This window comes from Phaeobacter sp. JH20_29, assembly GCF_048056175.1.
Taxonomy (GTDB): domain Bacteria; phylum Pseudomonadota; class Alphaproteobacteria; order Rhodobacterales; family Rhodobacteraceae; genus Phaeobacter; species Phaeobacter bryozoorum.
In genome coordinates, this window is sequence record NZ_JAYMWO010000013.1 from 159,280 (window position 1) to 179,728 (window position 20,449).

The window sequence follows — 20,449 nt, forward strand, 5'->3', positions numbered from 1 at the left end:
GCCTCCTATGCGTCGAGGTTCTTGCCAACGATGCGCATCAGGAAGATGGCAACGATATTGGCGAGGATGATGGCGTAGACACCACCGGCGGATCCCAATCCGACGTTCTGGCTTTCCAGCACGCGTTGATAGATCAGATAGGTCAGCGTCTTGGTCCCGAACGAGCCTTGGGTGGTGACGAAGATCTCCGCGAAAATCGACAGGAGGAAAATGGTCTGGATCAGCACCACGACGGTAATCGCGCGGCTGAGATGGGGCAGGGTGATATAACCGAAGCGTGCAACCGGCGGGGCGCCATCCATTTCAGCAGCCTCCAGCTGTTCGCTGTCCAGCGACTGGATCGCGGTCAGCAGGATCAGCGTGGCAAAGGGCAGCCACTGCCAGCTGACGATCAGGATGATGGATTGCAGCGAGGCCTCGGACAGCCATGACACCGGCTCGGCTCCGAAGGCCTTCCACAGGTGAGCAAAGAGACCGTTCACAGGATCCATGAACATATTCTTCCAGACCAGCGCAGAGACCGTGGGCATCACGAAAAACGGCGCGATCACCAGAATGCGGACAATGCCCTGTCCCCACATCGGCTGATTGAGCAGCAGCGCGAGGCACACGCCGAGGATCACGGTGATGAGGAGCACTCCACCAACGATGATCAGCGTCGCCTGAACGCTTGGCCAGAACGAGCTGGAGGACAGGAACCGGACGTAGTTGTCAAATCCCACCCAGCCCAGATCGCCACCACGCAGGGGCAGATATTTCTTGAAGGAAAAGTAGAGCGTCATCGTCAGCGGGACCAGCATCCAGCCCAGAAGCAGGATCACTGCGGGGGCCATCATGATGCGTGCTGCCGACCGGGAATGCTGGGTCGCCATGGCAAATCTCCATTCTCGCCGGGGGCTGAGGCCGTCGTGAGCAATATTGGCTTGTTAGTTCCGGGGGGCCAGAGGGCGGCCAGATCGTGGCGCCGCCCTCTGGGAGGGAGGAGGCGTCAGTACCCTGCCGCTTCCATTTCGTCTGCGGCCAGCGCCTGCGCCTTGGCCAGCGCCTCGTCAGCGGTCTGTTGCCCGGCGAGGGCCGCCGAGAACTCCTGACCGACCTGCGTCGCAATGCCTGCGAACTCGGGGATTGCCGCAAACTGGATCCCAACGTAGGGCACCGGATCAACCGTCGGATTGTTCGGATCCGCCGACAGGATGCTGTCCAGTGTCATCTTGGCAAAGGGGATATCCTTGTAGTTCGGGTTGTCATAGAGCGAGGTCCGCGCACCCGGCGGGACATTGGCCCAGCCTTCTTTCTCGGCCACCAGCTCTATATAGTCCTTCGAAGTGGCCCATTGGATGAATTCCTTTGCGGCGGCCTCCTTCTGTGTTCCTGCCGGAATGGCCAGCGCCCAGGCCCAGAGCCAGTTGCTGCGTTTGCCGAGCCCGGTATCCGGCGCGAGGGCAAAGCCGACTTTGTCCGCGACGGTGGAGTCATTCGGATTGGTCACGAAAGACGCCGCAACTGTGGCGTCGATCCACATGCCGCATTTGCCCTGCTGGAACAGCGAAAGGTTTTCGTTGAACCCGTTGCCCGATGCCCCGGGAGGGCCTGCGTCATTCATCAGGTCGATGTAGAAATTGAGCGTGTTCGACCAGGCATCACTGTCGAACTGAGGCACCCAGTTTTCATCGAACCAGCGCGCACCAAAGGAGTTGGACATCGCTGTAAGGAAGGCCGCATTCTCCCCCCAGCCGGCTTTGCCGCGCAGGCAGATGCCATAGATTTCATTGTCCCTGTCGGTCATCTGACGTGCCGCATCGGCGACAAAGTCCCAGGTCGGTGCACTGGGCATTTCAAGACCGGCCTTTTCCATCAGGTCGGTGCGATACATGATCATGGAGCTTTCGCCGTAGAACGGCGCCGCATAAAGCGTGCCGTCATGGGACAGGCCACCCCGCATGGCGGGTAGGATATCGTCTACGTCATACTCGGCAGGCAGATCATCCAGAGGGACCAGCCAGCCGTTCTTGCCCCAGATCGGGGTTTCGTACATGCCGATGGTCATGATGTCGAACTGACCGCCCTTGGCCGAGATGTCGGTGGTGACACGCTGCCGCAGCACGTTTTCCTCAAGCGTGACCCATTCCACCTCATGGCCGGTCTTGGCGGTAAAATCCTCTGTCAGCCCCTGCATTCGGATCATGTCGCCGTTGTTCACGGTGGCGATTGTGATCGTATCGGCAAAGGCGGCGGTGCTGGCAAAAACGGTCAAGGCCGTTGCCGCATGCAATGCGCTCTTAAGGTACATCCTTATCCTCCCATGATTGGATGTTGCCACGTGAGGATACCGGAACGGATCATCGCGCGTCAATTTAAATTTAACGCGCGTAAAGTTTTGAAAGAGCTGGATGAATGGGAGTGCCTATGCGGATCCGCGCATGACCAGCTGTCCGTCAAACAGAATTTCCCGGCGGGGCGCCGCCGCCGCGCTGCCTTCGATTCGGGCCACCAGTGTTTCGGCACTGGTGCGGGCGATTGCGGTGTAATCCTGCGAAACGGTTGTCAGCGTCGGGCAGGTGTAGCGGGAAAACGGGTGGTCATCATGCCCTGCGATCCGCAGGGCGCAGCCATCCCCAAGGCCGACGCGCAACCCCTGCTGATAGGCAGCGGACAACAGCCCTATGGCAAGCCGGTCATTGCTGCACAAGATGGTATCGGTTTGCGGTCGCTGACCAGACAGCACCCGGGTGCCCTCGCGAAAGCCGATCTCTTCAAAGTCCCAGCCGTCACCTTCGACCTGGATCAGCTCGGGTTCGTGACCCAGCTGTTGCATCGCGGAAATATAGGCGTTGCGCCGTTTCACCGCATTGGGGTTCGTCGGAGTCTTCATCTCGAAAAAGGCCGGCGCATCGCCAGTACGGCACAGATACTCCACGATCGTGCCGATGCTCTGTTGATTGTTCGAGCCGATGAAGGCGGCACCGGTCTCTTCCAGATTGGCATCAAACAGGACGGTCGGCACCTCTTCGCAGAACTGCCGGATCTGCGGGACCTCGGACCCGCGCCCAAGGGGCGCCAGCAGCGCACCGGCGGGTTTGAGCATACGCAGATTGGTCAGGTTCTCCAATTCCTGTGACGGCGTGCCGTTTGATCCCAGCAGTACCGGCCGATAGCCTGCGGCGATGACATGATCTTCGATATGGCCGGCGATCTTGGCAAAGAACGGATCGGTGAGATTTGGAACCACGATGCCGATGGTCTTGGTCAGCCGCCGGTTCTGGTTCATCGCATAGAGATTGGGCCGGTAGTCGAATTTCTCCAGCGCATCTTCAATCCGCTTGCGCGTCGAGGTTCGAACGCTGGCCGGATCGTTGAAGAACTTCGACAGCGTCGGGCGGGAGATGCCGCTAACGGCCGCGAATTCATCCATGTTCTTGATCTTGGGATCACTCATCAGTCGCGGTCCTTGTTGTCGTCCTTGGGCGTACGGAGAGGGGGCGTCCGGGGGCATCCTTGCGGTCTGAATGCCAGCGCCCGTCGCCGCGGTGCGCCGCGCAGGATGTGGACTGTGTCACGCAAGTTGACGCGCGTCAAATTCCTTGCGGGTGCTCCGGTAGTGGTATCACCCTGGTCTGTAGCGGAGGAATGGTAGGCCCGGCAGGATTCGAACCTGCAACCAAAGCGTTATGAGCGCTCTGCTCTAACCGTTGAGCTACAGGCCCGCCACAGGTTGGTTAGGAAATGGGGCAGCCAAGGTCAAGCGGTGATTGCAGAGGGCGCCGGTGTTTCCGCAGCTTGGGGCCGCAGCAGGGCGTCCAGCCGTGCCACGGTGTGTTCGATGGTCAGGTCCCGGCGGCGGTCTGGCGTGCGGCGCGACGGGTAGACGGCAAACACGTCCTTCAAAGGGGCTTCAAAGCCGGGAAGAACCTGTTCGTATTCCCCGCTGGCCAGCTGATCCTCCACCATGAAACGGGGCGCGCGGGTATAGCCGGAGCCGCTGCTGACGGCGCGCATGATCAGGTCCGGGTCGTCGGCGGTGAAACCAACCTGCACCGGTGCCGGGTATTCCTGCCCGCCGCGGCGCAGCGGAAAGAAGCCACGGGTCTGATCCTCGTGGTGCTGAATGAATTTGAGTCGTTTCAGCTCCTCCGGCGTTTGCGGGCGACCTTCGCGGTCCAGATAGTCCGGGGTGGCAAACAGCACTGTTTCCAGAGTGGAGATCTTGCGTCCAAAACCGTCTGTGTCGCCGAGTCTCCCGGTGCGGATCGCAAGGTCGTAGCCTTCGCGCACCACATGGACCAGCCGGTCCTCCAGCCGCATCACGATATTCAGGTCCGGGTGTTCGCGGTTCAGATCCAAAAGCATCGGCCCAATCACACTGCGCCCCAGAAAGGAGTTCACGCTGATGCGGAAGGTGCCGGAGACGCTGCCTTCCAGGGCGTCCACTTCGGCTGTCATGCGGTTGTAGCCGGACAGCAGGGCCTGCGCATGGCTGAACACCAGATCGCCTGCGCGGGTGGCGTGAATGCCCTTGGCGGTGCGGTGCAGCAATTGCTGGCCCATCAGCGCCTCTAGTTGCTTGATCTGCTGACTAACTGCAGACTGGGTAATGCCGCGGCGCTGGGCAGTGCGGTTCAGGCTGCCTTCGTCCAGGGCGATGGTGAAGGTTTCCAGCAGCGTCAGTTTGTCCATGGTGGCCTATAAGAGTTGCTAATAACAGTTATCGGTGCTGCCGGGCTGCAAGCCGTGAAATTACGGCCTTAAGTCCGGTGCACGGGAATATTTCCTGAAACAGATATTGGAGTTTCTTATGACAATCAATCGCAGGGCATTTCTGGGCGGGCTGGTAGCGGCCCCCGCGGCAGTGGCAACCGGGTTCGCGGGCGGCAGCTGGGCTTGGGCGGCAGAAGGGGCTGTAACGGCGAGCCCGGTTATCCACGCATTCACACTTGGGGATGCCAGAATCACGGTATTGCTGGATGGCCACTTGCCGCTGGGGACGCAGCTCTTCAACGACTACGATGCTGCCAAGGCCGAAACCGTCCTGGCACAGGGCCTGCACCGGCTTCAGAACGATGCGTTGCAGATCCCTGTCAACGGCTACCTGGTGGAGCGGGGCGGGAAGAAGCTGTTGATCGACACCGGCACCGCGCAGCTGATGGGGCCGGGGCTGGGGGCGCTGGGTGCCGGACTGGCCGCAGCGGGCGTCGCGCCGGAGAGTATTGATACGGTACTCTTGACCCATATCCACCCGGATCATTCCGGCGGGCTGATCACGCCCGACGGTGCTGCGGCCTTTGCCAGTGCTGAGCTGGTCGTGGCGCAGCGGGAATGGGATTTCTGGCATGACGATGCCATCATGGCGGGCGTACCGCAAAGCAACCGCGGTTTCTTTGAAATGGCGCGCCGCACGGTTGCCCCCTATGCGGACCGCCTGCGCCTCCTACAGGGCGAGGGCGAGGCCGCGCCTGGCTTCACCGCGCTGGAACTGCCGGGCCATACGCCGGGCCATACCGGCTTCATGCTGGATGCGGGCGGCGAGGGGTTGCTGTTCTGGGGTGACCTGATCCACAGCGCCGCGCTGCAGTTCGCGCTGCCGGAGTGGACCATCGCCTTTGACACCGATCCGGCCCAGACCGCTCAAACACGGCGGCGGATGATGGACCGGGCGGCGGCGGACAACCTGCTGGTCACTGGCGCGCATCTCGACTTCCCGGCGCTCGGCCGGGTGCTGCGGCAGGGGGACGCCTTTGCCTATCAGGCAGCGCCTTGGCAGTTTGGCATCTGAGACAGCTGTCCCGTCTCGAACAACAGCCTGCTGCGCCGTCCGGGATGGCGCAGCGGATTCCCTAGTTCCCTTCTGATGCGCCTTGCGCTAAAGGCTGCCCAACGTCTTTGAAGGAGCACTGAGATGACCAGCGGCAAGAACGGTTTGACCTACGCGGACGCGGGGGTGGATATTGATGCAGGCAACGCTTTGGTGGACCGCATCAAGCCCGCCGCGAAACGGACCAACCGTTCTGGCGTGATGAGCGGCCTTGGCGGCTTTGGCGCGCTGTTCGATCTGAAGGACGCAGGCTACAGCGACCCCATTCTGGTTGGCGCCACCGATGGTGTCGGCACCAAACTGCGGATTGCCATCGACACCGGTGTGGTGGATGGCGTTGGCATCGACCTGGTGGCGATGTGCGTCAACGATCTGGTCTGCCAGGGTGCTGAGCCGCTGTTCTTCCTCGACTATTTCGCAACCGGCAAGCTGGAAACCGACGTGGCGGCCCGCATCATCGAAGGCATCGCCGAGGGCTGCGTGCGCTCTGGCTGTGCGCTGATCGGCGGTGAGACGGCCGAAATGCCGGGCATGTACCCCGCAGGGGATTTCGACCTGGCGGGCTTTGCGGTGGGCGCAATGGAACGCGGCAGTGCGCTGCCTGCCGACGTGCAAGAAGGCGACGTGCTTCTGGGGCTGGCCTCTGACGGCGTGCACTCCAACGGTTACTCGCTGGTGCGCAAGCTGGTTGACGTCTCCGGCCTCGGCTGGGACGCGGACTGCCCCTTCGGCGAGGGCACGCTGGGTGCGGCGCTGCTGACGCCGACCCGTCTCTATGTAAAACAATGCCTGGCTGCCGTGCGGGCGGGCGGCGTTCATGCGCTGGCTCATATCACCGGCGGTGGTCTGACCGAAAACCTGCCGCGTGTCCTGCCCGAGGATCTGGGCGCTGACATCGACCTGAATGCCTGGGACTTGCCGCCCGTGTTCAAATGGATGGCCGAGACTGGCGGTATTGCCGAGGCAGAGATGCTGAAGACCTTCAACTGCGGCATTGGCATGATCCTGTCTGTCTCTGCCGACCGCGCGGATGAACTGGTGAAGGTGCTGGAAACCGAGGGCGAGACCGTCTCGCGTCTGGGCACCGTCACAGCAGGCGCCGGTATGCGCTATTCGGGCAAGCTGCTGTGAGCCACAAGAAGGTCGCGATCCTGATTTCGGGCGGCGGCTCCAACATGGTGTCGCTGGTCGAAAGCATGACCGGCGATCATCCGGCGCGGCCCTGTCTGGTCTTGTCCAACATCGCCAGCGCCGGTGGCCTGACGAAGGCTGCCGCCGCAGGCATTCCAACTGCGGTGGTGGACCACAAACCCTATGGCAAGGATCGCGCCGCATTTGAGGCGGAACTCGTCAAGCCGATCCTTGCCTCCGGCGCGGATATCGTCTGTCTGGCGGGGTTCATGCGCGTTCTGACTGATGGTTTTGTATCGCAGTTTCAGGGGCGGATGCTGAATATTCACCCCTCGCTGCTGCCGAAATACACCGGTCTCAACACCCATGCACGGGCACTCGCGGCGGGCGACCGCCAGCATGGCTGCACCGTACATGAGGTGACGGCCGTGCTCGACGACGGGCCGATCCTGGGGCAGGCGCGGGTCGATGTCGCTGCTGACGACACGCCGGAGAGCCTGGCCGCAAAAGTTCTGGTGCAGGAGCATCAGCTCTATCCGGCCGTGTTGCGTCGCTATGCCGCCGGAGATCGCACGCCAGTCTATCTGCCCTGACGATCTGCCCCGACGACTATCTTCCCGGTCTAATTGCTCGGTCCTGGCATAGGCAGTGTCGCGCTGTTGCCATGCCAGTCCGGCGTCGCCCCCTGTGGTGACGGGGCCATCAGGGCGGGCAGGCCAAGCACCAGGACAAGCGCCACGGCTGCCAGGCCGGCGGCGGACGACCCGGGGCAGGCGAGGGCAAGGGGGCTGGTTTCACAGGGGGTCAGGGCGGTCATCGTTCATGCTCCTTTTTTGCTATATGACCAACCTAGCCATCCGTTAGGTATTCCGAAAATGAATGTTTGATTGCCCTGTCATCACGTAAATTGAACATTTTCAGCGACTGTGCGCCTGCTACATCACGGCGGGGCTGAAATCCTCTGGCCCCCTCTGCACATGTTTGCATTGACCGGGACAAGCGCGTATCACGGCCCAATAATTCAGATAAAGAAAAAGCCGTAATTGATGAAAACTCTGACCTCTACCGAAGAACTGCAGGCCTTCTGCGAAGCTGCAGCGCAGCACGCCTATGTCACGGTGGATACCGAGTTTCTGCGTGAACGGACATATTATTCCAAGCTCTGCCTGATTCAGCTGGCCTTCTCCGGTGACGGAGAGACTGACGCCGTTCTGGTTGATCCGCTTGCTGACGGGATTTCTCTGGAACCGCTCTATGCGTTGTTTCGCAACGAGAATGTGGTCAAGGTGTTCCATGCCGCGCGGCAGGATCTGGAAATCTTCTGGGTTGACGCGCAGGTCTTTCCCAAGCCGCTGTTTGACACGCAGGTCGCGGCGATGGTCTGCGGCTTTGGCGAACAGGTGGGCTATGAGACACTGGTGCGCAAGATCGCCAAACAGGGGGTCGACAAGACTTCGCGGTTTACCGACTGGTCGCGTCGCCCGCTGAGCGAGGCGCAGAAAACCTATGCGCTGGCGGATGTGACCCATCTGCGCCAGATCTACGAACATCTCGCGGCCGAGCTGCAGCGCACCGAACGCGCCCATTGGGTGGCCGAAGAGCTGCAGGTGCTCACCGATCCGGCGACCTATGATGTCGATCCGCAAGAGGCGTGGCGGCGCGTGAAAACCCGCACCAACTCCGGCAAATTCCTTGCAATCGTGCGCGAGCTGGCGGCTTTTCGCGAGAGCTACGCCAAGACCAACAATGTCCCGCGCAACCGTGTGTTCAAGGATGACGCCTTGGTGGAGCTGGCCTCGACCAAGCCGAAGAACAGCTCAGACCTCGGCAATTCGCGGTTGCTGCTGCGCGAGGCCCGCAAGGGCGCAATCGCCGAAGGCATCCTTCAGGCGGTTGCCAAGGGCGTGAACTGCCCGGCGGGATCACAGCCGCAACCGGATCGCAGCCGTGAGAAAATGCAGGTGAATCCGGCGCTCGCCGATCTGCTGCGGGTGCTCCTGAAGGCCAAGACCGAGGCCTCCGGTGTTGCGGCCAAGTTGATTGCCCCCAGCTCCGATCTGGACGCCATCGCGGCCGGTCAGCGCGATGTTCCCGCGCTTAATGGCTGGCGTCACGAGGTGTTTGGCGCCGATGCGCTGCGTCTCTGCAACGGCGAGATCGCGCTGGCTGCAAAGGGGCAGTACGTGAAGGTTGTAACCCTCTGATCGCTGCCCGATCACGTCGCCGGGGCACCGGGACATAAAACAATAAAGGCGCCCGTTGCAGGCGCCTTTTGCATATTCAGCCTATGTTGGGCGTGAACCTCAGCGGCGGCTTTCGCGTGCGTTCTGTGCGGCGACAACCCGGATGCTGCGTACGCTGGCAAGCTCCTGCTTGCTGAGGCTGAAAGCAGCCCGCAAGGTCCGGGTGCGGTCGCTGCCAACAGCCGTCCGATACTCGGGGTAGGTGGCGCGGAATGTGAAATCCAGCGTGTCGTCACGGGTGCGCACGTCGCGATCGGCCTCGTCCAGGCGCAGCTCGACCCCATAGGCGCCCTGCCGTGCGGCAATGCCGGTAGCATAGACGATTGCGCCGGTTGGCGTGCGTTCCACCCGCATCTCGCTGACGCTTTGCACCAGCACGCTGTTGTCCACCGCATCGGGGCGGGCAAAGACGCTGACGCGGGTCTTCACCGGGATCAGCGGATTGACCGGCTCACCGCTGGTCTCCTGCACCTCGACCTCATCGGAGCCGCCAAACCAGTTCAACGGGTTCACCCGCGAATCGCGAAACCCACAGCCAGATAGCGCCACGGCTCCAATCAGGAGGAGTGCGAGAGATCGTTGCATGATGGTTCACCCGTTCGATATGTCCTCGCATGTGGTTACCCGATTGCAAGCCACTTGAAAAGCAGTTGAAAAGCCATTGTTTGCGCCTTAGGTCCAGCGGTGCCGGTGGTTGCGTCGATCAGCGCAGGACACCGGGCCGCAAAACCAGACGAGGAACACCCCCATGGCCAGTGCCGCCTTTGAAGAGATTGTCGAAGATTTCGAGTTTCTCGACGATTGGGAAGATCGCTACCGCCATGTCATCGAACAGGGCAAGGCGATGGATCCGCTGGAAGACGCGCTGAAGGTGCCCGCAACCAAGGTTGACGGCTGCGCCAGTCAGGTCTGGCTGCATCCCACCATCGAAAACGGTGTGTTCCACTTCGACGGTGAAAGCGACGCAATGATCGTGCGCGGGCTGATCGCGGTGTTGCGTGCGCTGTATAACGGCCTCTCCCTTGAGGAGGTGCTGGCGGTCGACGCGCGGGCCGAACTGGCGCGGCTGGGTCTCAATGATCATCTGTCGGCGCAGCGTTCAAATGGGCTGACTGCAATGGTCCAGCGCATTCGCGAAACGGCAGCGGCGGCCGTCTGATCCAGCGGGCCGGTCCCGGGTGATCATCGCCCGTCATCGGGCCGCGCCTTCGCCACCGCGATCCCGCGAATGAAGGTGGTCAATGAACGCACGCAGCAGGGTGACACGCCGGGGACGAAAGCTTTCTCCGGTCTTGCTGTAACCATCAATCCGGGTCACATGGAAACTGCGGAAATCCTCGCGTTTGCAGCACCAGGCCAGCAGCATCACGCTGCGGTCGTGATAGGATAGCGCCAGCGGATAGATCCGCCGCGTGGTCCGGGCGTCTTTCAGGTCGCGATAACCTATATCCAGCGCCTCCTCCGCCCACATCGCTTCGCGCAGGAGGGTCATGTCAATGGTGGGTTTGGCCGGTGCATAATAGCGATGGACCAGATTGACCGCATGCATGGCCTGCCGCTGCTGGCGTTCGGGCAATGTAGCGAGGATCTTGACCAGCGCATCTGTCGCTGCCTTCGCCAGATCGGGGTCGCCGCGCTGATTCACATCCGACAGCCCAAGGGTCAGCGCTTCCAGCTCGATCTGGGAAAAGGTCTGCGGCGGCAGCGCCGGATCTTCGGTCATCGTATAACCCAGCCCCGCCTCTCCCTCGATCCGCGCCCCTGCCGCGCGCAGGCTGTCGATGTCACGGTAGATCGTACGCTCCGACACCTCCATCGCGGCGGCAAGCCGGGCCGCCGTGACCGGCGGGCGCAACCCCCGGATCAGATGCAGCAGACGAAAAAGGCGATCTGTTTTAGGCATGGGTCCATCTATCCGCAAGCATCCTGACAGAATTTGGCAGGAGGGTAGTCGCATATCACTACCATCAGCAACATAACAAATGGAAAGTCATTGAAATGCCGACGCTTTATCATTGCCCCAACAGCCGCTCCTCTCGTGTCATTGCGCAGCTTATGCTCATCGGCAAACTGGATGCGGTCGAGGTCGTTCCCGTCAGCGTAGAGCGCTTTGATGGCACCGGTCGCCGTGATCCACGCAATCCTCATCCCGAGGGGAAAGTCCCCTATCTGGTCACCGATGAGGGGCAGGGTGTCCGCGAGAGCGCTGCCATCATGATGTATCTGGATGAGCTGTACGGTCAGCCGCTCAGCCCCAAGATCGGCACGCCGGATCGTGGCCGCTATCTCAGCTGGATGACCTACGCCGGCGGCGTGCTGGATCCGGTTCTGGTTGCGGCCTTCTCAGGCTTGGATCATCCGGCCATCAACGGGGCATATCGCGGTTTGGCTGAAGTCTGCACGGCGCTGGAAACAGCGCTGGCCGAAGGTGACTTCCTGCTGGGCGATACGCTCTGCCTCGCGGATATCCTGTTGGCGTCGCCATTTCAGTGGGCGCCGCATCTGATGCCCGACAGCGCCGTGATCAAGGCCTGGGTGGAGCGGGTCAGCGCCGCGCAGGACGGTCAGGCCATCGCGGCCTACGAGGCCGAAACAACCGCGCAGTTGAGCGCGCTGGAAGACGCCTGAGCGGGTCAGGGCAGCCACCCATTCCGATAAATCTGCGGCGCGCGGTCTAATCGCGCGCCGTCTTATCGCTCCAGGCCATCACCGCGGTTTTCAGATCCCCATAACCGGTGTGGCGATGTTCAAACGCCAGCCCCATGCGCTTGGCGCAGAGTTCAGCTTTCTCAAGCAGTGCCGGATCATCGATCTGCGACTGGTAAACCAGCTTGGTGTAGTTGCCGAACACCATGTCCCGCAGTTCCGGGTGCTTATCCAATCCCATCGGCCGCCAGACAAAGGCGTCGAATTGCTTCACCAGAAAATCCGTCAGGTAAAAGGCGGTGATCTCTCCGGCCTCGCCATGGGCGGTAAATTGGTCGTTGCCTTCGAAGAACGAATAGCAATGCGGGCCGGCAATCATCTCGACACCGAGCTCGGCGCATTTGCGCTCCAGCGCGCCGCCCGTACCGCAATCGGCATAGACGACATAGATGCTGTCATAGACGCGGGAATGTTTGGCGACGGCCCCGTCCACCGCATCAACAATCTGTTCAGGGTAAAGGTGCAGCTTGGCCGGCAGGCAGGTGAGATCAATGTGATCAAGCCCGTTGGCATCTTTGATAGCCAGAATTTCCCGGGCCAGCGCACCGCAGGCAATCAACAGGATACGGCCCGTTTTTCTCAAAGGTGCGGCCAGGCCCCGCTCGGTGAGGGAGGTTTCCTCAAGCGACCGCCCGGTGGGCGGTTGGAACGCCGCCCGCTCAGTCAGGCGGGCGGCGCGTCCTTTGCGTGCCAAATCAGGCGCTCATCTGGTTGTGCTTGCGCGCAACGAAGTCCTTCGCCATTTCCACGGCCACAGCCGCGTCACGGCAATAGCCATCTGCGCCAATTGCCTTGCCGAATTCTTCGTTCAGCGGCGCGCCGCCAACCAGAACGATGTAATCGTCGCGTTTGCCCTGTTCGATCATCGTGTCGATCACGACCTTCATATAGGGCATCGTGGTGGTCAGCAGGGCCGACATGCCGAGGATGTCCGGCTTGTGCTCTTCCAGAGCTTCCAGATAGTTCTCGACCGGGTTGTTGATGCCGATGTCCACCACCTCGAAACCGGCACCTTCCATCATCATGGAGACGAGGTTCTTGCCGATGTCGTGAATGTCGCCCTTCACGGTGCCGATCACCATGGAGCCCATGCGCGGCGCGCCGGTTTCCGCCAGCAGCGGCTTCAGGATGGCCATGCCGCCCTTCATCGCGTTGGCCGCCAGCAGCACCTCGGGCACAAACAGGATGCCGTCGCGGAAGTCGGCGCCCACGATGGTCATGCCACCTACCAGCGCCTCGGTCAGGATCCGGTAGGGTGCCCAACCGCGCTCGAGCAGAATATTGACACTCTCTTCGATCTCTTCCTTGAGGCCGTCATAGAGGTCATCGAACATCTGCTGGACGAGTTCCTCGTCATTGAGATCTGCCAGGATGATGTCATCTGCGTCTTCCGACATGGGTGTATTCCTTGACTGGGCGGGGTGACCCCGGTTTGGCCTCGTTTAACTCGTATTGGTCCAGATTGACCCCAAGAGACTGCATTGTTTGCGACGTTGCCTTGGTCCGAACCGACGTATAGGCGCAAAAATGGCGGAATAATAATGAAGATTTCGCATGGAAATCTTCGGTTTCTTGCGTTTGTTCTTTATTTGTTCTCAACTTTGCGGCAAGATGCCCCGATGACCGAGATCTTGCCACCACCGCCACAACGTCGCAAAGCCCGCGCCAGCCTCAGCAATGCGGCAGGGCGGTTTGATTTGGCGCGAGATGCCATTGATGACGGTTGGGGAGGGCTGCAGGATTCGCGTGATGACGGCGATGATAGCGGCGCGCCAAGGATCGAAACCGATATCCGGCATGAGGTGGCGCGCTCGTTGATTTCCTATAATAAATCGCCCGATCTGCCGTTTGATCGCTCGATCAACACCTACCGCGGCTGTGAACATGGCTGCATCTATTGCTTTGCCCGTCCCAGCCATGCCTATCTGGGGCTGTCGCCGGGATTGGATTTCGAAACCCGGCTGATCGCGCGCCCCAATGCCGCCGAGGTGTTGCGCCGCGAACTGTCGCAGCCGCGCTACAAGGTGGCGCCGATTGCCATCGGGACCAATACCGATCCCTACCAGCCGTGTGAGCGTGATCTCGGGCTGACCCGCGCCTGTCTGGAGGTGCTGGATCAGTTCTCCCATCCGGTCGCCATCGTCACCAAGGGGACCCTGATTGAGCGGGATCTTGATATTCTGTCGGCCATGGCCGGGCGTGGCCTTGTGCGGGTTGGCATCTCCGTCACCACCTTGGATGCGGAGCTGTCGCGCCGCATGGAGCCGCGCGCGCCGACGCCTGCCCGTCGCCTCGCGACCATCCGGCGCCTGTCTGAGGCGGGTGTCCCGGTGCGTATCATGACCTCGCCCGTCGTGCCGGGGCTGACCGACCATGAGCTGGAGGCGCTGCTGGCCGCCGGGGCCGATGCCGGCGCCGATGCGGCAAGCTGGATCATGCTGCGGCTGCCGCGTGACGTGTCGGAGCTCTGGCAGGAATGGCTGGCGGAGCATGTGCCGCTGCGCGCCGAAAAAGTCATGGCACGGCTGCGCGAAATGCACGGAGGGCGGGACTATGACCCGCGCTGGGGGCATCGTATGCGTGGCGAGGGGCCTTATGCGGCGGTGATCGCCAACCGGTTCAATGCCGCGTGCAAACGGCTGGGCCTTGCGCAGCGCGCGCCTCAGCTGCGCTGCGATCTCTTTGCAAAACCGGCACAGGCCGGGGATCAGCTGGCGCTGTTCTAAAAGTCGTCGCAGGGCTGCGAAGGTGATCGCCCGAAGCCATCCTGAGACCGCTTCGGGCTGAAAACGCAATGCCGGTCGGGCGGGTGTTACCCGCGCCGGCGGCCGCGACGGCTGCGCCGTTCGGGCGCGTTATCCTCGCCGGTGCCATCGCTGTCTGAGCTGAACGGCCCGAGGATCTGGACAATCTGCTCCAGCGTCGGCTGCTCCCCGCGAGGGCGGGTATCCAGGGCCTCGCGCATGGCGCGCAGATGATCGGGCATGGTGCCACAGCAGCCGCCAATGATCTTGGCGCCGCAATCGCGCGCCATGGCGGCATATTCGCCCATCAGGGCTGGCGTGCCGTCATAATGGATGTGACCATCGACATATTTGGGAATGCCCGCGTTGCCCTTGGAAATGATCGGGCGGCTGGTGCCCTGCGCAGCAAAGCCAAGCACGGTGCGCAGAATATCCGAGGCACCGGTGCCGCAGTTGGCGCCAAACGCCAGCGGTGCCGGATCAAACTCCTCGACCAGCTCCGCCATGTCGGATGAGGTCACGCCCATCATGGTGCGCCCTGCGGTGTCAAAGCTCATGGTGCCGCACCAGGGCATATCGGCGAGTTTGAACGCCTCCGCCGCGGCGCGAAACTCCTCGGGCGCGGAGATCGTCTCCAGCCACAGAACATCAACGCCGCCTTCCTTCAGGGCCTCGGCCTGTTCATGGAACATCTCGACGGCCAGCGCGTGGCTCAATTCGCCCACCGGCTGCATGATTTCGCCGGTCGGGCCAACGGATCCGGCCACCGCGATCTTGCGCTCGGAGCGATCGGCGACATTGCGACCCAGCTCTGCGCCGGCAATGTTCAGCTCCCGCACACGGCGCTGCGCGTCGTGCAGCTTCAGCCGGGCTGCGGTGCCGCCAAAGGTGTTGGTCAGAAAGAGGTCGCTGCCTGCATCGACCGATCCCTGATAAAGCGCGGTGATCTTCTTGGGTTCGTCCACATTCCACAGTTCAGGCGCGTCACCGGATTGCAGTCCCATATTGAACAGATTGGTACCAGTGGCCCCATCGGCAAGCAGGGCGTCCTTGGTTTCCAGCAGGGTTGTGAAAGTATTTGTCATGGGATGTTCCTGTGGGGTGATGTCGGTTGTTGGGCCGCGGCTCGCCGCTATCGGCACCTGGGGTCGGCTTGTGTCAATGGCCCGGTCTGTCATGCGCGGCGGGTGAGGGCAATTTCATTTTCTTCATCTTCATTATGAAGACGATCACCATCGGGCGGCGGATCATCGCGATCTGCCACGTCGGACCATCTGCCCGAGGCCTGCTTTCGGGCCGCGCGGGCAGCTGCTGCGCGGCGCTCGAATTTGCGCCACAGGCTCTCTTCGGTCCGGGCGTTTGTGTCGGCAACGCTGCCGTTCAGCCGCTCGCCATCCGGTCCACGGTCGCCATCGCGCGGTGCTGTGTCGTCGCTGCCATCGGTTTCGGTCGATCTGGGCCAATGGGGCAGCGGCGCAGGATGATGGACCAGCCGCAGCAGTTCGCCAAGGGCGATGAGCATGTGCAGGAATGAGGGCGCGGCCACATAGCGATCTTCCCACGTCGGGGCAAAGCTGGTCTTGAAGCGGCGCAAGCCGGGATCCAGGCGCTTGGCAAAACGATGATCGGGCACCGCGGCGAGTGACAGGCGCGAAACGCCGCTCTCCGCCGCCGCAGCAAGCGCCGCGCGGATCAGCGCGTGGCCGGTGCCATCGGGGGCATCGGGCAGCAGGCGCACCAGATCGAGGCACCATTCATGTGCGATGGCGTGAAGGCTGACAAAGCCGACCATGCGCTTGTCATGCCAGGCGATAAACACCTGCTGCTGTGCCAGATATTCTACCTGAAACCGTCCCATCGTCGTGCCCTTGGCTTGTCCGTGGGTGGACTGCCAGGCGGCATCTATGGCTTTCATCTGTTCAATCGGCAGCTCGGCGGTTGCGGGCAGGGCGCAGACGCCCGCCTTTTCGGCCTGCCGGAGTTTGCGTCGCAGCTGGCGCCGGCTTGAGCCTGTTTCTCTGAAGGTCGCGGGGTGAAGCACCGCCTCCTGCGCGATCCGAAGCACCCGCCAGCTGGCACGGCGACACTCAACCGCGTCGCGGGCCGTGCACTTATAGAGGCAGGCAACGGCATTGCGGTGTTTGGCATGGTGGTGAAGGCCCGGAAGAAGTTCGCTTAGATGACCGCTCACCGCACCAAAGAGCGCGATTGAGGCCTGCGGGCTGTCCAGCAGCGCCACCTGATTGAAGCCAAAAGCATGCAGATGTCCGCCATTCTGCTGGATCACCGCGGTTTCGGCGACAGGACGGATCTGCGGCAGCTGTGCGGCTGGGCGCATCCGACTGCCGCTGAGGGCCTGCATGTCTTCGGGACCAGAGAGCTCAGCGTCGGGCGCATTGCTTGCCAATCGTCGTGGCAGTTCGGCCAGCGCAGGCCACCCGAGGCAGATCCCGCCAATGATCGCCGGCAGCAGGTAGTAGACCAGACGAAACCCGAGGATAGCCGCGATAACTTCGGGGGTGATATCTGCGGGCAACATCGCGCAAAGCGCCAGTTCGAATGCGCCGGCGCCGCCGGGCGCCGAGGAAAGGATCGCAACGCCAAGCGCCAGAAAATAGGCGGGCAACATTGCAGCAAGAGACAGCTCGACAGAGGCAGGCAGCAGCAGCCACAGCGCTGTGCCAGCTGCCACCACGTCGATCATGGCCCAGAACCCAAGCGCGGAAATCGCCATCAGCGAGGGCCAGCGCAGGGTCATCCGGCCGATCCGCACCACCGGCACCGCCACCATGGCAGCGGTCATGGCGAAAGTTGCAAGGAGAATAGCCGATCCCAGCCATGGGCTGGACACCGGGGGCGGGCTCAGGATCAGGGCACCGCCACAGATACCCGCCAGTGCAATCAGGAAGGTGATGGCGACCATTCCGGTCAGCTGGGCAGCACGGATCGGGCGCAGCCCCGTCAGCATGCGCCAGCGGGCAAAGGCGCCGGTGACCAGACCAAACCCAAGGGTTTGCGACACCGCGATGGCTATCATACCGGCGCGCCGCGCCTGCGGGCCATCCAGCCCGGTCCCGAGGTGCCTGTGCGCAACGCTGTCATAGCGGCCCAGAGCCCAGAAGCTTACCGCGGTGGCCATCAGCGCAGCGCCCCATTGCCACGGCGCAAGAGAGCGCAATATCCCGCGCAGTTCCGCCAGATCGGGCAGCGCCACATGGGCCTGCAGCAATGCCAGACAGCCGATCATCACGGCGACAGGCAGCATCAGGCGCAGACCGCGTGCGGCAGTCCGCGCAAAGATGCGGGCGGCAGGGGACAGTAGGCTGGGCATCAGCATCCTTGTGTCAAATGGCAGGTCGCCATCCGACACGCTACACCTGATGGATTGTCACCCGGTTAATGCCAGTCCCATCGCTGCCGGTCCTGCGTGAAATGCGCGTAAAATCATGCGCTGTCGTTCAGGACCTGGTCCTTGGCCTCCGGCAGCAGGGCGGCCCGCTTCTGGCGTACCTCATCCGCGGTGGCCCGACCTTCCAGATCAGCACTGACCTTGCGCAGCACATCTTCAAACCCCGGTTCCTCGAAATCGGATTTGATCACCTCATGCGCATAGGCCTCGGCATCAGCGCCGGTTTTGCCCAGCAGCCCAGCGGCCCACAGCCCGAGCATCTTGTTGCAGCGGGCCTGCGCCTTGAACTGCATTTCCTCGTCATGGGCGTATTTCGCTTCAAAGGCGTGTTCGCGGTCGTCGAAAGTGGTCATGGATCCTCCCTCAGGGCGATAAGTGTCGTAGATCATTGTGATATGTGGATGGCGCGCTGCGCCAACAAGAGGCGGGCGGGGCAATTGATCCCAGAATCCGCGTGGCTCCCCGACCACGCCGGGCCATCATAGCACAGCAAGCCCGCAGGGACGAAAAGCCCGTCTCCCCAATCGTGATTGCGGGCGGGCAGGGACCAAGCTTGCGGCACGGCCCCCCTTGCCGTATGAGGGCGACAGTTCCCGGGCATGAGATTCCCGCTTTTTTCCCGAAAGGCTCCGCATGGCACGTCGCAAGAAGATCTACGAAGGCAAGGCGAAGACACTTTATGAAGGTCCCGAACCGGGCACCATCGTTCAGTACTTCAAGGACGACGCCACCGCTTTCAACGCGGAAAAGCGGGATGTCATCGAAGGCAAGGGCGTGCTCAACAACCTGTTGAGCGAGTTCTTCATGCAAGGTCTGGGGCAGATCGGCGTGCCGACCCATTTCCTGAAACGGCTCAATATGCGTGAACAGCTGGTGCGCAGCTGCGAGATCATTCCCCTGGAAGTGATCGTGCGCAACTATGCGGCCGGGTCGATCTCCAAACGCCTCGGCATTGACGAGGGCACCCAGCTGCCGCGCCCGATTGTGGAATACTGCTACAAGGACGACGCGCTGGGGGATCCTCTGGTCACCGAGGAGCATATCGCCGCCTTCGGCTGGGCCAGCCAGCAGGATATGGATGATATCCTCAGCCTCGCGCTTCGGGTGAACGACTTCCTTTCCGGTGTCATGCTGGCGGTCGGGATCAAGCTGGTGGATTTCAAGATCGAAATCGGCCGGATCTATGACGGCGATTTCCAGCGTCTGGTCGTCGCCGATGAAATCAGCCCTGACAGCTGCCGTCTGTGGGACATGAAAACCGGTCAGAAGCTGGACAAGGATGTGTTCCGCCGCGACCTTGGCAATCTGACCGACGCCTATACCGAGGTGGCCCGGCGTCTGGGCGTGATGCCGAACAACCCGCCGGCGAGCGGCAAGCCGACGCTGGTAAACTGACCTGATTCATGGATCCCGCCCTGACCAAAGGGCGGGATTTTGACTATCTAACTTAGAGGCCCCTAATCCGGGCTTTGCCATCGAAACCTGAGGGAAAATGCGATGAAGGCACGCGTGCATGTAATGCTGAAAAACGGGGTTCTGGATCCGCAGGGCGAGGCCGTGCGCCACGCGCTTGGCGCCATGGGCTTTGACAAGGTGGGCGGCGTGCGTCAGGGCAAGGTGATCGACCTCGATCTGGCGGATGATGCCACCGAGGCGGATGTGACCGCGATGTGCGAAAAGCTGCTGGCCAACACCGTGATCGAATCCTACAGCATCGAGATGCAGGGATGAAGGCGGCTGTTGTTGTCTTCCCCGGGTCCAACTGCGACCGCGATCTGGCGGTGGCGTTTGAACAGGCGGGCTGTGACGTCTCCATGGTCTGGCACAAGGACAGCGCGCTGCCCGAGGGTGTCGATATCGTTGGCGTGCCGGGCGGGTTTTCCTATGGCGACTATCTGCGCTGCGGCGCCATTGCCGCCCAGTCACCGATCTGCCAAGCGGTTGTCGATCATGCCAATCGCGGTGGCTATGCCATCGGCGTGTGCAACGGCTTCCAGATTCTGACCGAAACCGGCGTGCTGCCGGGCGCGCTGTTGCGCAATGCCGGTCTGAAATACATCTGCCGCACCGTCGATCTGCAGGTGGCGACAGCCGACAGCGTCTTTACCGAAGGCTATGCGGCAGGTGATGTGATCGGCGTGCCGATCGCGCATCACGACGGCAACTACTATGCCGATGCCAACACCATCGCCGCCCTTCAGGATCAGGACCGCGTCGCCTTCCGCTATGTCGACAATCCCAATGGCTCGGTGGCCGATATTGCCGGTATCCTGTCGGAAAACCGCCGGGTTCTGGGCATGATGCCTCACCCGGAGCGGGCTGCGGATGCAGGCCACGGGGGCACCGACGGGGCGGCAGTGTTCCGCGCATTGGCCGGGCTATTCACTGCGGCGTGACTTGTGAATGC

At 62.0% G+C, this 20,449-nt stretch carries 22 protein-coding genes and 1 tRNA gene; 10 read left to right on the forward strand and 13 right to left on the reverse strand.

Annotated features, from left to right (window positions below; translation table 11 throughout):
* Positions 1 to 5: 5 nt before the first annotated feature.
* The 5 genes from VWZ85_RS10520 to VWZ85_RS10540 form a co-directional block, all read right to left on the reverse strand.
* Positions 6 to 872 (reverse strand): carbohydrate ABC transporter permease, encoded by an 867-nt coding sequence (locus tag VWZ85_RS10520; RefSeq protein ID WP_340545372.1) that lies wholly within the window; start codon positions 870 to 872, stop codon positions 6 to 8.
* Positions 873 to 988: 116 nt separating this feature from the next.
* Positions 989 to 2,290: an ABC transporter substrate-binding protein gene (locus tag VWZ85_RS10525; RefSeq protein WP_416538660.1), complete on the reverse strand. Its 1,302-nt coding sequence runs from the start codon at positions 2,288 to 2,290 to the stop codon at positions 989 to 991.
* 114 nt (positions 2,291 to 2,404) lie between these two features.
* Positions 2,405 to 3,436 carry a LacI family DNA-binding transcriptional regulator gene (locus VWZ85_RS10530; protein ID WP_340545374.1) on the reverse strand — a complete coding sequence of 344 codons (1,032 nt, stop codon included), beginning with the start codon at positions 3,434 to 3,436 and terminating at the stop codon, positions 2,405 to 2,407.
* Positions 3,437 to 3,628: 192 nt separating this feature from the next.
* A tRNA-Ile gene (locus VWZ85_RS10535) sits at positions 3,629 to 3,704 on the reverse strand.
* Positions 3,705 to 3,738: 34 nt separating this feature from the next.
* Positions 3,739 to 4,674 (reverse strand): LysR family transcriptional regulator, encoded by a 936-nt coding sequence (locus VWZ85_RS10540; RefSeq protein ID WP_416544268.1) that lies wholly within the window; start codon positions 4,672 to 4,674, stop codon positions 3,739 to 3,741.
* Between the two features lie 118 nt (positions 4,675 to 4,792).
* Here VWZ85_RS10540 and VWZ85_RS10545 point away from each other — a divergent pair, with 118 nt between their 5' ends.
* The 3 genes from VWZ85_RS10545 (at position 4,793) to purN (ending at position 7,533) form a co-directional block, all read left to right on the forward strand.
* Positions 4,793 to 5,770, forward strand: coding sequence for an MBL fold metallo-hydrolase (locus VWZ85_RS10545; protein ID WP_416588201.1), 978 nt, complete (start codon positions 4,793 to 4,795; stop codon positions 5,768 to 5,770).
* A gap of 123 nt (positions 5,771 to 5,893) precedes the next feature.
* Positions 5,894 to 6,940: a phosphoribosylformylglycinamidine cyclo-ligase gene (purM, locus tag VWZ85_RS10550; protein WP_416540276.1), complete on the forward strand. Its 1,047-nt coding sequence runs from the start codon at positions 5,894 to 5,896 to the stop codon at positions 6,938 to 6,940.
* Positions 6,937 to 7,533 carry a phosphoribosylglycinamide formyltransferase gene (gene purN / locus VWZ85_RS10555; protein ID WP_340545378.1) on the forward strand — a complete coding sequence of 199 codons (597 nt, stop codon included), beginning with the start codon at positions 6,937 to 6,939 and terminating at the stop codon, positions 7,531 to 7,533. The genes purM and purN overlap by 4 nt, the downstream gene beginning before the upstream one ends.
* 29 nt (positions 7,534 to 7,562) lie before the next feature.
* Here the strand turns inward: purN and VWZ85_RS10560 are convergent, their stop codons facing one another.
* Positions 7,563 to 7,757, reverse strand: a complete 195-nt coding sequence (locus tag VWZ85_RS10560) for a hypothetical protein (protein ID WP_416588203.1) — start codon at positions 7,755 to 7,757, stop codon at positions 7,563 to 7,565.
* 229 nt (positions 7,758 to 7,986) lie between these two features.
* On the opposite strand from VWZ85_RS10560, the gene rnd reads away from it, so the two are divergent.
* The gene (rnd, locus tag VWZ85_RS10565; protein WP_416536108.1) at positions 7,987 to 9,144 is read left to right on the forward strand and encodes a ribonuclease D; all 1,158 of its coding nucleotides are present in this window, start codon (positions 7,987 to 7,989) and stop codon (positions 9,142 to 9,144) included.
* Between the two features lie 99 nt (positions 9,145 to 9,243).
* Here rnd and VWZ85_RS10570 read toward each other — a convergent pair whose 3' ends face one another.
* A complete protein-coding gene (locus VWZ85_RS10570; RefSeq protein WP_340545381.1) occupies positions 9,244 to 9,768 on the reverse strand; it encodes a hypothetical protein in 525 nt (174 codons plus the stop codon).
* 163 nt (positions 9,769 to 9,931) lie between these two features.
* Between VWZ85_RS10570 and VWZ85_RS10575 the strand changes: the two genes are divergently transcribed.
* The gene (locus VWZ85_RS10575) at positions 9,932 to 10,342 is read left to right on the forward strand and encodes a SufE family protein (protein ID WP_340545382.1); all 411 of its coding nucleotides are present in this window, start codon (positions 9,932 to 9,934) and stop codon (positions 10,340 to 10,342) included.
* 33 nt (positions 10,343 to 10,375) lie between these two features.
* Here the strand turns inward: VWZ85_RS10575 and VWZ85_RS10580 are convergent, their stop codons facing one another.
* Positions 10,376 to 11,086, reverse strand: a complete 711-nt coding sequence (locus tag VWZ85_RS10580) for a helix-turn-helix transcriptional regulator (protein WP_416536944.1) — start codon at positions 11,084 to 11,086, stop codon at positions 10,376 to 10,378.
* A gap of 95 nt (positions 11,087 to 11,181) precedes the next feature.
* On the opposite strand from VWZ85_RS10580, the gene VWZ85_RS10585 reads away from it, so the two are divergent.
* Positions 11,182 to 11,811: a glutathione S-transferase family protein gene (locus tag VWZ85_RS10585; RefSeq protein ID WP_416588206.1), complete on the forward strand. Its 630-nt coding sequence runs from the start codon at positions 11,182 to 11,184 to the stop codon at positions 11,809 to 11,811.
* 46 nt (positions 11,812 to 11,857) lie between these two features.
* On the opposite strand, the gene VWZ85_RS10590 is transcribed toward VWZ85_RS10585, so the two are convergent.
* Together VWZ85_RS10590 and VWZ85_RS10595 are read right to left on the reverse strand one after the other, a co-directional pair.
* Complete coding sequence (locus VWZ85_RS10590; protein ID WP_416588207.1) at positions 11,858 to 12,583, reverse strand: DUF1638 domain-containing protein; 726 nt, start codon at positions 12,581 to 12,583, stop codon at positions 11,858 to 11,860.
* A 1-nt stretch (position 12,584) separates the two neighbouring features.
* Positions 12,585 to 13,286 (reverse strand): corrinoid protein, encoded by a 702-nt coding sequence (locus tag VWZ85_RS10595; protein WP_340545386.1) that lies wholly within the window; start codon positions 13,284 to 13,286, stop codon positions 12,585 to 12,587.
* Positions 13,287 to 13,508: 222 nt separating this feature from the next.
* On the opposite strand from VWZ85_RS10595, the gene VWZ85_RS10600 reads away from it, so the two are divergent.
* Positions 13,509 to 14,615 carry a PA0069 family radical SAM protein gene (locus VWZ85_RS10600; protein ID WP_416588210.1) on the forward strand — a complete coding sequence of 369 codons (1,107 nt, stop codon included), beginning with the start codon at positions 13,509 to 13,511 and terminating at the stop codon, positions 14,613 to 14,615.
* 86 nt (positions 14,616 to 14,701) lie between these two features.
* Here VWZ85_RS10600 and bmt read toward each other — a convergent pair whose 3' ends face one another.
* The 3 genes from bmt to VWZ85_RS10615 form a co-directional block, all read right to left on the reverse strand.
* Entirely contained in the window at positions 14,702 to 15,718 is a 1,017-nt protein-coding gene (bmt, locus tag VWZ85_RS10605) for a betaine--homocysteine S-methyltransferase (protein ID WP_416536100.1), read from the reverse strand.
* A gap of 89 nt (positions 15,719 to 15,807) precedes the next feature.
* Positions 15,808 to 17,964, reverse strand: coding sequence for a phosphatidylglycerol lysyltransferase domain-containing protein (locus tag VWZ85_RS10610; RefSeq protein WP_416588212.1), 2,157 nt, complete (start codon positions 17,962 to 17,964; stop codon positions 15,808 to 15,810).
* A gap of 113 nt (positions 17,965 to 18,077) precedes the next feature.
* Positions 18,078 to 18,395, reverse strand: a complete 318-nt coding sequence (locus VWZ85_RS10615; RefSeq protein WP_340545390.1) for a DUF1476 domain-containing protein — start codon at positions 18,393 to 18,395, stop codon at positions 18,078 to 18,080.
* 280 nt (positions 18,396 to 18,675) lie between these two features.
* Here VWZ85_RS10615 and purC point away from each other — a divergent pair, with 280 nt between their 5' ends.
* The 3 genes from purC to purQ all read left to right on the forward strand — a co-directional run bounded on the left by purC (position 18,676) and on the right by purQ (position 20,438).
* Positions 18,676 to 19,437, forward strand: coding sequence for a phosphoribosylaminoimidazolesuccinocarboxamide synthase (purC, locus tag VWZ85_RS10620; protein WP_340545391.1), 762 nt, complete (start codon positions 18,676 to 18,678; stop codon positions 19,435 to 19,437).
* A 102-nt stretch (positions 19,438 to 19,539) separates the two neighbouring features.
* Positions 19,540 to 19,773: a phosphoribosylformylglycinamidine synthase subunit PurS gene (gene purS / locus VWZ85_RS10625; protein WP_416536096.1), complete on the forward strand. Its 234-nt coding sequence runs from the start codon at positions 19,540 to 19,542 to the stop codon at positions 19,771 to 19,773.
* Positions 19,770 to 20,438, forward strand: coding sequence for a phosphoribosylformylglycinamidine synthase subunit PurQ (gene purQ / locus VWZ85_RS10630; protein ID WP_416588214.1), 669 nt, complete (start codon positions 19,770 to 19,772; stop codon positions 20,436 to 20,438). The genes purS and purQ overlap by 4 nt, the downstream gene beginning before the upstream one ends.
* Positions 20,439 to 20,449 lie beyond the last annotated feature (11 nt).

Coding starts and splice junctions, on each gene's coding strand:
- VWZ85_RS10520 (WP_340545372.1), bottom strand. CDS start 872: ATGGCGACCCAGCATTCCCGGTCGGCAGCACGCATCATGATGGCCCCC.
- VWZ85_RS10525 (WP_416538660.1), bottom strand. CDS start 2,290: ATGTACCTTAAGAGCGCATTGCATGCGGCAACGGCCTTGACCGTTTTT.
- VWZ85_RS10530 (WP_340545374.1), bottom strand. CDS start 3,436: ATGAGTGATCCCAAGATCAAGAACATGGATGAATTCGCGGCCGTTAGC.
- VWZ85_RS10540 (WP_416544268.1), bottom strand. CDS start 4,674: ATGGACAAACTGACGCTGCTGGAAACCTTCACCATCGCCCTGGACGAA.
- VWZ85_RS10545 (WP_416588201.1), top strand. CDS start 4,793: ATGACAATCAATCGCAGGGCATTTCTGGGCGGGCTGGTAGCGGCCCCC.
- purM (WP_416540276.1), top strand. CDS start 5,894: ATGACCAGCGGCAAGAACGGTTTGACCTACGCGGACGCGGGGGTGGAT.
- VWZ85_RS10560 (WP_416588203.1), bottom strand. CDS start 7,757: ATGACCGCCCTGACCCCCTGTGAAACCAGCCCCCTTGCCCTCGCCTGC.
- rnd (WP_416536108.1), top strand. CDS start 7,987: ATGAAAACTCTGACCTCTACCGAAGAACTGCAGGCCTTCTGCGAAGCT.
- VWZ85_RS10570 (WP_340545381.1), bottom strand. CDS start 9,768: ATGCAACGATCTCTCGCACTCCTCCTGATTGGAGCCGTGGCGCTATCT.
- VWZ85_RS10575 (WP_340545382.1), top strand. CDS start 9,932: ATGGCCAGTGCCGCCTTTGAAGAGATTGTCGAAGATTTCGAGTTTCTC.
- VWZ85_RS10580 (WP_416536944.1), bottom strand. CDS start 11,086: ATGCCTAAAACAGATCGCCTTTTTCGTCTGCTGCATCTGATCCGGGGG.
- VWZ85_RS10585 (WP_416588206.1), top strand. CDS start 11,182: ATGCCGACGCTTTATCATTGCCCCAACAGCCGCTCCTCTCGTGTCATT.
- VWZ85_RS10595 (WP_340545386.1), bottom strand. CDS start 13,286: ATGTCGGAAGACGCAGATGACATCATCCTGGCAGATCTCAATGACGAG.
- VWZ85_RS10600 (WP_416588210.1), top strand. CDS start 13,509: ATGACCGAGATCTTGCCACCACCGCCACAACGTCGCAAAGCCCGCGCC.
- bmt (WP_416536100.1), bottom strand. CDS start 15,718: ATGACAAATACTTTCACAACCCTGCTGGAAACCAAGGACGCCCTGCTT.
- VWZ85_RS10610 (WP_416588212.1), bottom strand. CDS start 17,964: ATGCCCAGCCTACTGTCCCCTGCCGCCCGCATCTTTGCGCGGACTGCC.
- VWZ85_RS10615 (WP_340545390.1), bottom strand. CDS start 18,395: ATGACCACTTTCGACGACCGCGAACACGCCTTTGAAGCGAAATACGCC.
- purC (WP_340545391.1), top strand. CDS start 18,676: ATGGCACGTCGCAAGAAGATCTACGAAGGCAAGGCGAAGACACTTTAT.
- purS (WP_416536096.1), top strand. CDS start 19,540: ATGAAGGCACGCGTGCATGTAATGCTGAAAAACGGGGTTCTGGATCCG.
- purQ (WP_416588214.1), top strand. CDS start 19,770: ATGAAGGCGGCTGTTGTTGTCTTCCCCGGGTCCAACTGCGACCGCGAT.